The following is an 11,016-nucleotide window of genomic DNA, read 5'->3' as shown; positions in this document are numbered from 1 at the left end:
GGCCTCGCCGCCCGGCGCGGTGCCCGCCGCCGTCATGAGACCAGTCCCGCCGCCGGACGGTCCGCCGGCCGGTCCGCCGGGACGGCCGCGGGCGCGAAGAACCGCTCGGCGTTGCCGCCGAGGATGGCGGCGCGGTCGGCGTCGGTCAGGTCCGGGCAGGCCCGGACGGTCGCGCCGGGCTCCTGCTCGCCCAGCGGGAACGGGTAGTCGGTGCCGAGCATGACGCGCTCGACGCCCATGACGTCCACGAGCAGGCGCAGCGCGCGGGGGTCGAACACGGCCGAGTCCACGTGGAACCGGTCGGTGTACTCCGACGGCGGGCGCGGGGAGTCGGCGCGGACGATGTCGCGGTTGCGCCAGGCGTTGTCGGCGCGGCCGAGCAGGAACGCGAAGCTGCCGCCGCCGTGGCAGAAGCACATCCGCAGCGTCCGCGGCAGCCGCTCGAACGTGCCGCCGAGCATCATCCCGAGGATGCTGAGCTGCGTCTCGGCGGGCATCCCGACCAGCCAGGGCAGCATGTGCCCGCGCATCCGGTCGGTCGCCATCATGTCCCACGGGTGGACGAGCACGGGCAGCCCGAGCGCGGCGCAGTGCGCCAGGAACTCGGCGATCGCGCCGTCGTCCAGGTTCCGCTCGCCCACGTGGTTGCCGATGTGCACGCCCCGGTGCCCGGCGGCGGCGGCGCGGGTCGCGACCTCGCAGGCCGTCGCGGTGTGCTGCAGCGGCACCTGGCACAGCGGCAGCAGCCGGGCCGGGTCGGCGGCGCAGTAGCCCATGATGCGGTCGTTGACCAGGTCGCACCAGTCGGCGGCGCGGGCCGGGTCGGCCTCGTACCCGAACATCAGCGGCGTGGACGAGACCGCCTGGACGTCCACCCCGGCGGCGTCCATGTCGGCCAGCCGGCGGGCGGGCTCCCACAGCCCCTCCTCGACCGGCCGGTACTCGGCGGCGCCGCTCATCATCATTCCGGTGCCGTCGCCGTGGTCGCGCAACCAGGGCTCGTCCGCGTCGCTCAGGAGCCTCCCCTCCGCACGGGTGATGCGGGGGAAGACGTGCGCGTGGACATCGAAGACGCTCACGGGGACCTCCGTTTTCCGGGCGTGCTCGCGTCTCCCCCCGGCGGACGCGCCGCCGGGGAGGGACGTTGTCGTCGGGTCAGGCGCGCGGCGCGGTCTTCGGGACCATCGCCTCGGGCCACTGCTTCCCCGGGTGCGTGGCACCGCAGTTCGGGCACCGGCGGTCGCCGTCGTAGAAGGACTGGAACACCGGCGGCAGGTCGTCCACGATCGACCGGACCTGCAGTTCGGCGCGGTGCACCAGGTGGTGGCACTCGGTGCAGTACCACTCGAAGGACTCCAGCTCGCCCTCCGGGCGGGGGATCTCCACGACCAGCCCGACCGAGCCGGGCTCGGGCCGCTGCGGCGAGTGCCGGACGTGCGGGGGCAGCAGGAACACGTCGCCCTCGTTGATCTGCACGTCCACCGGGGGCTTGCCCTCCTCCTCCATCACGCGCAGCACCATGTTGCCCTTGAGCTGGTAGAAGAACTCCTCGCGCGGGTCGTCGTGGAAGTCGGTGCGCTGGTTCGGGCCGCCGACGACCATGACGATGAGCCCGGCGTCCTCGAACACCTGCTTGTTGCCGACCGGCGGCTTGAGCAGGTGCTCGTGCTCGTCGATCCACGCCTGGAAGTTGAACGGCCGTCCGTGCACCAGTTTCGGAAGCGTCATGTCCCGGTCTCCTTCTGGGGGATGTGCGCGACGCACGAGATCTCGATCAGCAGGTGCGGGTGCGGGAGCTGGTGCACCGCGACGGTGGTGCGGGCGGGCCCGGTCTCGTCGAAGTACTCGCCGTAGACCTCGTTGTAGCCGCCGAAGTCGTTCATGCTCACCAGGTAGGTGGTCACGTTGACGACGTCGGACAGCCCGCCCCCGGCGGCCTCCAGCAGGTCGCGGATGTTCTCGATCACCGCGCGGGTCTGCGCGCGGATGTCGAGGTCGGTGACGCCCATCGGGTCGGCGCTCGCCCCGGCGAACGTGCCGTCCGGGCGCCGCGAGCTGGTCCCCGACACGAACACCAGGTCGCCCGCGCGGCGCAGGTGCGGGAACCGCCCGCGCGGCTTGGCCTTGCCCTCGACGAGGATCGCGCCGTTGCCCGGGCCGCTCCGCTCGGCGCCGTTCGCCGACTCGGTCCGCTCGGCGTCGCTCACCTGGTGGTCACCTCCACCGAGCCGAGGCCCGCGCCGGTGACGCGGACGTGGGCGTCCTTGGGCAGCGGGACGGCGGCGGTCGCGGCTCCGGCGAGCACGATGTCGCCCGCCCGCAGCACGATCCCGGCGTCGGTCGCCAGCCGCGCGGCGGCCCGCAGCGCCCGCATCGGGTCGCCGAGGATGGCCGCGGACGAGCCGGTCTGGACGACCCGTCCGTCGATCTCCAGGATCATGCCGACGTTCGCGAGGCCGGCGACGTCCCGGGGGTCGCGCCAGGCGCCGACGCCGAACCCGGACGCCGAGGCGTTGTCGGCGATCACGTCGGCGAGCGTGAACTTGAACCCGTCGTAGCGGGAGTCGAGGATCTCGTAGCCGACGGCGACCCCGGCGACGGCCGTGTCCACGTCGGCGGCGCGGGTCACGTCCCGGCCGACCAGGAAGACGATCTCCGGCTCGACGCGCGGGTGGATGAGCCCGGACACCTCGGCGGTGGACTCGATCAGCATCCGGTCGGTCAGCTGGCCCCAGATGACGTCGTCCACGCCCATCTGGACCATCTTCGCGCGGCTGGTGAAGCCCATCTTCACGCCCGCGAACCGCTCGCCGCTCCGGCGCCGCAGCTCGATGCCCGCGCGCTGCACGTCGTAGGCGGCGGACACGTCCAGCCGGGGCTCCGACGCGCTGAGCATCCCGATCGGGCGGCCGTCGCGGCGCGCCTCGTCCAGGCGGGCGGCCAGTCCCCTCACGTCGGTCACGACGCGTCCTCCTTCGCGGACTCCTTCTGGAAGGCGACGCGGACGTCGCCGAGGCCGTCGATGCGGGCCTCCAGCACGTCGCCGGGCGCGACCGCGGCCATCGGACCGAGCGCGCCGGTGAGCACGGTGTCCCCGGCGCGCAGCGGGCGGCCGACCCGGACGAGGGTGTCGGCGAGCCACAGCGCCGCGTTCAGCGGGTGCCCGAGGCAGGCCGCCCCGGTGCCGGTGGACAGCTGCTCGCCGCGCCGCTCCAGCACCATGCCGCACATCCGCAGGTCCACGTCGGTGAGCCGGACGGGCCGGCTGCCGAGCGCGTACATGCCGCAGGAGGCGTTGTCGGCGACGGTGTCGGCGAGCGTGATGTCCCAGTCGCGGATCCGGCTGCCGACGACCTCGATCGCGGGCAGCGCGAACGCGGTCGCGCGGATGACGTCGGCGACGGTGTGCCGCTCGTGCGTCAGGTCGTGCTCCAGGACGAGCGCGACCTCGGCCTCGGCCCTGGCCTGCATGACCGCGCCCGCCGGGATCTCCGCGCCGTCCGGGACGGCCATGTCGGCGAACAGCATCCCGAAGTCGGGGGTGTCCACGCCGAGCTGGCGCTGCACGGCGGGCGAGGTCAGGCCGATCTTGCGGCCGACCAGGCGGCGGCCTCCGACGAGCCAGGCGGTGGTCAGCCGCTCCTGCACGGCGTAGGCGTCGTCGGGGGTGGCGACCAGGTCGCGGACGGGGTCGCAGGGCGTCCCGCTCGCGTACGCCGCCAGGATGCGGTCGGCCGCCTGCTCGACGGCGGTTGTCGCGGTCTCGGTCACGGTCTCGCTCTCAGATCTGGATGCAGACGTTCACGGGCTCGGAGAAGAAGTCCAGGGAGTACTCGCCGCCCTCGCGGCCGATCCCCGACGCCTTCACCCCGCCGAACGGGGTGCGCAGGTCGCGCAGGTTCCAGCAGTTGACCCACACGATGCCCGACTCGATCCGGGGCGCGACACGGTGGGCCCGGGAGAGGTCGCGGGTCCAGACGGTCGCGGCGAGCCCGTACTCGCTGTCGTTGGCGAGCCGGACCGCCTCCTCCTCGGTGTCGAACGGCGCGACGTGGCAGACCGGCCCGAAGATCTCCTCGCGGACGGTCCGGGCCTGCTCGGGCAGCCCGGTCAGCACGGTCGGCTCGACGTGGAAGCCGTTGTCGCGGTCGTCCCCGAACACCGGGACGCCGCCGCCCGCGACGACCGTCGCGCCCTCCTCGACCGCGAGCCGGTAGTACGACAGCACCTTGTCGCGGTGCGCGGCGGAGATCATCGGCCCGTAGCCGTCGAGCTTGCGGGCGCGCTCGCCGAGCCGCTCGACGAACTCGTCGAAGACCGGCCGCTCGACGTAGACGCGCTCGGTGCACAGGCAGATCTGCCCGGAGTGGGTGAAGGACGACCGGACGGTGCCGTCCACGGCGGCCTCGAGGTCGGCGTCGGCGAACACCAGCGCCGGGTTCTTGCCGCCGAGCTCGAAGGAGACGGGGGTGACGTGGTCGGCGGCGTTGCGCATGATCGCCGCGCCGGTGGCGGACTCGCCGGTGAAGGCGATCGCGTCCACGCCAGGGTGGCCGGTGAGGAAGGCCCCGGCGGCGTCGGCGCCGTGCCCGTGCACGAGGTTGAACGCCCCGGCGGGCAGGCCGGCCTCGTGGATCACCTCGGCGAGCAGCGTGGCGGTCGTGGGGGTCTCCTCCGACGGCTTGGCGACCACCGCGTTCCCGGCCGCCAGGGCCGGGGCGACCTTCCAGGTCAGCAGGAGCAGCGGCAGGTTCCAGGGGGAGATGATCGCGACCACGCCGAGCGGGCGCCGGACGGTGTAGTTGAGGGCCTGGCCGGCTCCGCCGCTCCAGCCGGGGACGCGGGTGCTGTAGGCGCGCTCCGGGCGCCCGTACAGCAGGTCGGCGTAGGCGCGGAAGTTACCTGCCGCGCGCGGGATGTCCACCGTCGCGGCCAGCTCGCGGGGCTTGCCGGTGTCGCGGACCTCGGCGTCGACGAACTCCTCGAAGCGGGCGTCGATGCCGTCGGCGATCCGGCGCAGCGCGGCGGACCGCTCCTCGGGGGACGCCGCGCCCCACTCCCCCGACAGCGCGGCGCGGGCGGACCGGACGGCCTCGTCCACGAGGGCCCGCGGCGCCTCCGGAGCGGTGCCGACCTCGCCGCCCGTGACCGGGTCGACCAGCGCGAAGGGCGCGCCGTCCGTCCGGAACCCGCCGCCGACGTAGTGCCGCACCCGCATACCGTTCGCCTCCGCCGTCGTCCGTCCCGGCCGTCCCCGGAGGGGACGGCGTCCGTGGAATGATCCTCTCTCCACCCGCTATGCGAGTCCAATACCGAACAGCACGCTTGCTATAGCGAGAACGTTATTGGTAGAACGTCGCCATGCGCGCCATCGACCTGCTGAACGGGCGGCTCAAGCTCCGCCACCTCGTCCTGGTGGCGGCGATCGCCGACCACGGCAGCGTGCTGCGCGCCGCCGAGCACCTGCACCTGGCCCAGCCCGCCGTCACCCGCAGCCTGCGCGAGGTCGAGCACATCCTCGGCGTGGAGCTGTTCACCCGCGGGCCGCGCGGGATGACGCCGACGCTCTTCGGCGAGGCGTTCGTGGAGCACGCCCGCGCCGTCCTGGCCGAGCTGCGCCGCGCCGGGGAGCGGATCACCGGGCTGGCGGACGGCCAGGTCGGCACGGTCACCATCGGCACCCTGCTCGCCGGGTCGAACGTGCTGCTGCCGCGCGCGATCGCGGCGCTGAAGCGGGAGCGGCCGGGGATCACCGTGATCGTGCAGGAGGCGACCTTCGACGCCCAGGTGCCGCGGCTGCTGGACGGCGAGATCGACATGGTCCTCGGACGGCTCAACCCGATCGACGACCAGCGGGGGCTGCGCCAGATCGTGCTGTACGGGGAGCCGGTGCGGCTGGTCGCGCGGGCCGGGCACCCCGCCCGCGACCGGGCCGGCCTGACCCTCGCCGACCTGCTCGACTACCCGTGGGTGCTGCCGCTGCAGCAGACCGCGCTGCGCAGCGAGCTGGAGCGGATGTTCCGGGACCGGGGGCTGCCGCTGCCCTCCGACCTGGTCGAGTGCACCTCGGTGCTGACCGTCCGGACGCTGGTCCGCGACACCGACATGATCGCGGCGCTGCCGGACCTGGTGGCCCGCACCGACGCCGAGGTCGCGCCGCTGCCGCTGCCGCTGGACCCGGTGCGCCGCCAGGTCGGGGTGACGATCCCGGACCGGCGCCCGCTCACTCCGTCGGCGCGGCTGATGCTCGACCACCTGCGGACGCAGGCGGCCGAGATCACCGGCTCCTGATCAGGTCAGGTCCTCGCGGAGGGTGGCGAACAGGCCGAGCAGGGCCCGGCTGACCTGGGTGTCCGGGTCCTGCAGGTCGAGGATGACGTCGAAGTGGTCGCGGCCCGGCACCACCAGCAGCTCGCCGTCGCCCCAGTGCGGCTGGAAGCGCCGCGACTGCTCGACGAACCCCTCGCCGTCGTCCTCGCCGACCGCGAACACCGCCGGGAAGCGCCGCTCCATGGGCTGGAACGCCGGGCTGAGCCGGACGGCCGACTCCTGGTCCAGCCGCGCGGTCTCGTTCACGTAGAGGCGCGGGATCGGGCGCAGGTCGAACAGGCCGCTGAACGGCATGGCCGCCCTGACGACGTCGGCGGGCAGGCCCAGCTCCTCCTGCCAGCCCTCGACCATGGTCATCCCGGTGAGGTGGCCGCCCGCCGAGCTGCCGCCGACGACGATCCGCTGCGGGTCCAGTCCGTGCTCGAGCCCGTGGTGCCACACCCAGGCGACCGCCGCCCGCACCTGCCGGACGATCTCCTCGACCGTCGCCTTCGGCGTGAGCGTGTAGTCGGGGACGACGGTCGCGATGCCCTGGCCGTGCAGCATCCGGGCCATGAAGGCGGTGTCCTCCTTGGCCCCCGCCATCCAGTAGCCGCCGTGCAGGAAGACGAAGACCGGGCGGATCTCGCCGTCCTCGGTGCCCCACACGTCCAGCCGCTCGCCGCCGCGCTCGTCGTAGGGGATGTCGCGGGTGCCGGGCAGGCCGTCCACGGCCGCGTCGGAGTCGGCCCGGTAGCGCTTCATCAGCGCCGCGAAGCGCTCCGGGCCCGCCTTGCGGCGCACGTTGTAGGCGAGGTCGAGCTGCTCGTCGCTGAGGCCCTCGGTGGGATCGTCACGCAGGTCCATGCCGCGCAGCCTATGCCGGAGGCCGCCTCCGCCGGCGCGCGCGGCCCCCGTCCAGCCTCCGCCCAGCTCGTGCCCGGCCGCCTCGGCAGCGCTCACGCGCCGGGGTCGCGGCCGAAGCGCGGAGGCCGGGCTCAGGCGTTGAGGGCCGGGGCTCAGGCGTTGAGGTAGGCCAGGACGGCCAGCACGCGCCGGTGGCCGCTGTCGGAGGGCGGCAGCCCGAGCTTGGCGAAGATCGCGCCGATGTGCTTGCCGACCGACCGCTCGGTGATCACCAGCGTCGTCGCGATCGTGGTGTTGTCCAGGCCCTGCGCCATCAGGCCGAGCACCTCGCGCTCGCGCGGGGTGAGGGAGCTCAGCGGGTCGCGCCGGACCGACATGAGCTGCGCGACGACCTCGGGGTCCAGGGCCGTGCCGCCGAGCTGCGCGACGACCTCGGGGTCCAGGGCCGTGCCGCCGGAGACCACGCGGTCCAGGGCGTCGAGGAACTCGTCCACCCGGCCGATGCGGTCCTTCAGCAGGTAGCCGACCGCGCCCGCGCCGTCCGACAGCAGCTCGCCCGCGTAGGTCTCCTCCACGTACTGCGAGAGCACCAGGACGGGCAGGCCGGGGATCGCCCTGCGGGCCTCGATCGCCGCGCGCAGCCCCTCGTCGCGGAAGCCCGGCGGCAGCCGGACGTCCAGGACGGCCGCGTCCGGACGGTGCTCCAGCAGCGCGGGGACCACCTCCGGCCCGGCGCCGACCGAGGCCACGACCTCGTGCCCGCCGGACTCCAGGAGCATGGTCACCCCCTCCCGGAGCAGCACGTTGTCCTCGGCGATCACGATCCGCACGGCAGGTCCACCTCCAGGGTCGTGCCCCGGCCGTCAGGGCTGTCGATACGGGTCTCGCCGTCCAGCGCGGCGACGCGGCGGCGGATCCCGGCCAGGCCGCTGCCCCTCATCTCGTCCGCGCCGCCCTTGCCGTCGTCGGCGACCCGGACCCGCAGCACCGGCCCGTCCCGGTGGACGGCGACCTCGGCCGTCGACGCGCCCGCGTGCTTGGCGACGTTGGTCAGGGCCTCGGCGACGACGAAGTAGGCGGCGGCCTCCACGGCGGCGGGCGCGCGCAGGCCGTCGGCCTGCACGTCCAGGCGCACCGGGATCGGCTGCGCCCCGGCGAGGGCGCGCACCGCCCCGGCGAGCCCGCGGTCGGACAGGATCGGCGGGTAGATGCCCCGGATCACCGTCCGGAGCTGCGTCAGCGCCTCCTCGACGCCGTCCCGCGCGGCCAGGAACAGCTCGCGGGAGGCGTCCGGGTCGGTCGCGAAGCGGCGGTCGGCCAGCCCGAGCCGCAGCGCGACCGCGACGAGCTGGGCCTGGGTGCCGTCGTGCAGGTCGCGCTCGATCCGGCGCAGCTCGGCGCCGTGCGCCTCCAGCGCCTCGGCGCGGGTCTCGGTCAGCCGCTCGACCCGCTCCCGCAGGTCCTCGCGCCGCCGCGGCGGCGACAGCAGCAGCTCGGCGAGCCGGGCCTGCCCCCGTGCCATCAACGGAAGCACCCACAGCGCGATGGCCACGTACATCGCCGCCTGGGCGAACGGCAGGGTGAGCGCCTGCGGCCAGGTGTGCAGCGGGACGAGCGCCGACACCGAGCCGTCCGGTGCCGCCCACCACCACGCCGGCATGGAGAGGGAGAACAGCACCGAGGGCCAGATCAGCGCGCCGAACAGGCCCGCCACCAGGCCGAGGACGCCGTGCAGGAGCAGCCAGGCCAGCACCCGCCACAGCACCGGGGAGCGCATCAGGCGCACCCCGTCCTCCAGCGCCGAGCCCGTCGGGGCCGGGGGCTCGGGCGTGGCGATCTCCCGGCCCAGCAGGCGGGACGCGCGGCGGCGCTCGAACCCGGCCAGCCACATCACCGGGCGCATCAGCATCGGCAGCCACGGCAGCGCGACGAAGACCGCGCCGAAAAGCAGGGTCAACGGCACCAGGTAGAGGCCCATGAGTCCGGGCACGGCGCTGACGAGACCGACCGTCAGATAGACGACGGCCTGCCACGACCTGCTCAGCACCCCTCTCACACCGATCACGGTATGGCACCCGGACCGTCACCTGGACCGGGTGTGCCCCCGAACCGATGGTGTAGCCGGCTACACCATCGGTTCGGGGGCGCGCCCCGATGCCGGGTGATCTCCGCGTCCGTAGCGTCGGTGACGTGAACAGCGCGATGAGCAGGACGCCCGCCTTGCCGGCGGTGCGCCTCGACACGGTGACCAGGTCCTACGGGCGGACGAAGGCGCTCGACGCAGTCTCGTGGGCGTTCCCGCGCGGCGGGTTCACCGCCGTGATGGGGCCGTCGGGCTCGGGCAAGAGCACCTTCCTGCACTGCGCGTCCGGGCTGGACCGGCCGACCGCCGGCACGGTGTGGATCGGCGACGCCGAGCTCGGGCGGCTGCGGGAGTCCGCGCTGACCCGGCTGCGGCGCGAGCGGGTCGGGTTCGTCTTCCAGTCCTTCAACCTCATCCCGTCCATGGACGTGGAGGAGAACGTCGCGCTGCCGCTGCGGCTCGGCGGCCGGGCGGTGGACCGGGACCGGATCGCGTCGGTGCTGGCCCGGGTGGGGCTGGCCGACCGGATGCGGCACCGGCCGAGCGAGCTGTCGGGCGGCCAGCAGCAGCGCGTGGCCCTGGCCCGCGCCCTGGTGACCGACCCCGAGGTCGTGTTCGCCGACGAGCCGACCGGCGCGCTCGACCCGCGCACGGCCCGCGAGGTGCTGCGGCTGATGCGCGAGGCGGTGGACCGGTCCGGCCAGACGGTCGTGCTGGTCACCCACGACCCGGTCGCCGCGTCCTGGGCCGACTCGGTGCTGTTCCTGGACGGCGGCCGGATCGTCGAGGAGCTCGTCTCCCCGACCGTCGCGTCCGTGCTGGCCCGCTGGGACGGGGTGGCGGCGTGAGGCCCCGCCGTTCGGACCTCCAGGGCGCGTCCCTGGGGGTCTTCGTGACCCTGCTGCTCGCGACCGTGCTGGTCGGCGCGTTCGGGGTGCTGCTGGAGTCCGCGCTGCGCGCGCACGCCCCGACCGAGCGGTACGGCGCCGCCCGCGCGGTCGTCACGGCCCCCGGTCGCGTGGGGATCAAGGCCAAGGAGGTCGGGTCCGAGCCGCGGATGAAGTACCGGCCGCGGACCGAACCGCCGCACATCCCCGTCTCGGCCGCCGACCGGCTCCGGCAGGTGCCGGGGGTCCGCGCGGTCGTCGCGGACGTGGCTTTCCCGCTGGTCACGGCCGGTGGCGTCACGCTGTCGGGACACGGCTGGGACTCGGCCGCACTGGGGCCGGTGGCGCTCGCACGGGGACGTGCCCCGCAGGCGCCCGACGAGGTCGTGCTGCCCGCGAGCGCCGGGACGGCGGTCGGCGGGACGGTCCGGCTCCAGGCGGACGGGCCGCCGACCCCCTACCGGGTCACCGGCCTCGTCGGCTCCGGCTCCGGCGCCTACTTCGCCGCGGGCACCGCCGCCGCGCTGAGCGGGCACCCGGGGCAGGCGGTCGCGCTGGGCGTCCTCGCCGACCCCGGCACGAAGACCGCCGACCTGCGCGCCGCCGCGCCCGGTCTGGAGGTGCTGACCGGCTCGGCGCGCGGCGACGCCGAGGACCCGTCGGTCGCGGCCGTCCGGCCCGAGATGATCGAACTGTCGTCCAGCGTCGGCGGCACGTCCCTGATGGCCGCGCTGATCGTCGTCGGCGGCCTGCTGGGACTCCAGGTGCGGCGGCGGGCGCGCGAGTACGCGCTGCTGCGCGCGGTCGGCGCCACGCCCGGCCAGGTGCGCGGACGCGTCATCGCGGACGCGCTGCGGGTCGCGCTGCCCG

General features: G+C 74.7%; 11 protein-coding genes and 1 pseudogene. 3 read left to right on the top strand and 9 right to left on the bottom strand.

Going from position 1 to position 11,016, the window contains the following annotated elements; translation table 11 throughout:
• Nucleotides 1-32: 32 nt before the first annotated feature.
• The 6 genes from DZF91_RS15750 to DZF91_RS15725 form a co-directional block, all read right to left on the bottom strand.
• Nucleotides 33-1,079, bottom strand: a complete 1,047-nt coding sequence (locus tag DZF91_RS15750) for an amidohydrolase family protein (protein WP_117358216.1) — start codon at nucleotides 1,077-1,079, stop codon at nucleotides 33-35.
• A gap of 76 nt (nucleotides 1,080-1,155) precedes the next feature.
• Entirely contained in the window at nucleotides 1,156-1,728 is a 573-nt protein-coding gene (locus DZF91_RS15745) for a 3-hydroxyanthranilate 3,4-dioxygenase (RefSeq protein WP_117358215.1), read from the bottom strand.
• Complete coding sequence (locus DZF91_RS15740) at nucleotides 1,725-2,207, bottom strand: RidA family protein (RefSeq protein WP_235834327.1); 483 nt, start codon at nucleotides 2,205-2,207, stop codon at nucleotides 1,725-1,727. Before DZF91_RS15740 ends, DZF91_RS15745 begins: the two co-directional genes overlap by 4 nt.
• The gene (locus tag DZF91_RS15735; RefSeq protein ID WP_235834326.1) at nucleotides 2,204-2,962 is read right to left on the bottom strand and encodes a 2-keto-4-pentenoate hydratase; all 759 of its coding nucleotides are present in this window, start codon (nucleotides 2,960-2,962) and stop codon (nucleotides 2,204-2,206) included. The genes DZF91_RS15740 and DZF91_RS15735 overlap by 4 nt, the downstream gene beginning before the upstream one ends.
• Nucleotides 2,959-3,771: a 2-keto-4-pentenoate hydratase gene (locus tag DZF91_RS15730; protein WP_117358214.1), complete on the bottom strand. Its 813-nt coding sequence runs from the start codon at nucleotides 3,769-3,771 to the stop codon at nucleotides 2,959-2,961. The genes DZF91_RS15735 and DZF91_RS15730 overlap by 4 nt, the downstream gene beginning before the upstream one ends.
• 10 nt (nucleotides 3,772-3,781) lie before the next feature.
• Complete coding sequence (locus tag DZF91_RS15725; protein ID WP_117358213.1) at nucleotides 3,782-5,218, bottom strand: 2-hydroxymuconic semialdehyde dehydrogenase; 1,437 nt, start codon at nucleotides 5,216-5,218, stop codon at nucleotides 3,782-3,784.
• Between the two features lie 143 nt (nucleotides 5,219-5,361).
• Here DZF91_RS15725 and DZF91_RS15720 point away from each other — a divergent pair, with 143 nt between their 5' ends.
• Nucleotides 5,362-6,291: a LysR substrate-binding domain-containing protein gene (locus DZF91_RS15720; RefSeq protein WP_117358212.1), complete on the top strand. Its 930-nt coding sequence runs from the start codon at nucleotides 5,362-5,364 to the stop codon at nucleotides 6,289-6,291.
• Here DZF91_RS15720 and DZF91_RS15715 read toward each other — a convergent pair whose 3' ends face one another.
• From DZF91_RS15715 to DZF91_RS15705, 3 genes are all read right to left on the bottom strand, one after another.
• Nucleotides 6,292-7,176, bottom strand: coding sequence for an alpha/beta hydrolase (locus DZF91_RS15715; protein WP_117358211.1), 885 nt, complete (start codon nucleotides 7,174-7,176; stop codon nucleotides 6,292-6,294).
• Between the two features lie 152 nt (nucleotides 7,177-7,328).
• Nucleotides 7,329-8,006 carry a response regulator gene (locus DZF91_RS15710; protein ID WP_117358210.1) on the bottom strand — a complete coding sequence of 226 codons (678 nt, stop codon included), beginning with the start codon at nucleotides 8,004-8,006 and terminating at the stop codon, nucleotides 7,329-7,331.
• A complete protein-coding gene (locus DZF91_RS15705; protein WP_235834325.1) occupies nucleotides 7,994-9,232 on the bottom strand; it encodes a sensor histidine kinase in 1,239 nt (412 codons plus the stop codon). Before DZF91_RS15705 ends, DZF91_RS15710 begins: the two co-directional genes overlap by 13 nt.
• A gap of 134 nt (nucleotides 9,233-9,366) precedes the next feature.
• Between DZF91_RS15705 and DZF91_RS15700 the strand changes: the two genes are divergently transcribed.
• Both DZF91_RS15700 and DZF91_RS15695 read left to right on the top strand, forming a co-directional pair.
• On the top strand, nucleotides 9,367-10,107 hold the full coding sequence (locus DZF91_RS15700; RefSeq protein ID WP_456236648.1) for an ABC transporter ATP-binding protein: 741 nt from the start codon (nucleotides 9,367-9,369) through the stop codon (nucleotides 10,105-10,107).
• Nucleotides 10,104-11,016: pseudogene (locus tag DZF91_RS15695) on the top strand (hypothetical protein); the annotation flags it as partial. The gene DZF91_RS15700 and the pseudogene DZF91_RS15695, both read left to right, overlap by 4 nt.

This window comes from Actinomadura logoneensis (genome assembly GCF_003428695.1).
GTDB lineage: Bacteria > Actinomycetota > Actinomycetes > Streptosporangiales > Streptosporangiaceae > Spirillospora > Spirillospora logoneensis.
Note: the sequence above shows the minus strand (reverse complement) of the source record. Positions and strands in the feature narration are given on the sequence as shown.

Coding starts and splice junctions, on each gene's coding strand:
- DZF91_RS15745 (WP_117358215.1), bottom strand. CDS start 1,728: ATGACGCTTCCGAAACTGGTGCACGGACGGCCGTTCAACTTCCAGGCG.
- DZF91_RS15725 (WP_117358213.1), bottom strand. CDS start 5,218: ATGCGGGTGCGGCACTACGTCGGCGGCGGGTTCCGGACGGACGGCGCG.
- DZF91_RS15720 (WP_117358212.1), top strand. CDS start 5,362: ATGCGCGCCATCGACCTGCTGAACGGGCGGCTCAAGCTCCGCCACCTC.
- DZF91_RS15715 (WP_117358211.1), bottom strand. CDS start 7,176: ATGGACCTGCGTGACGATCCCACCGAGGGCCTCAGCGACGAGCAGCTC.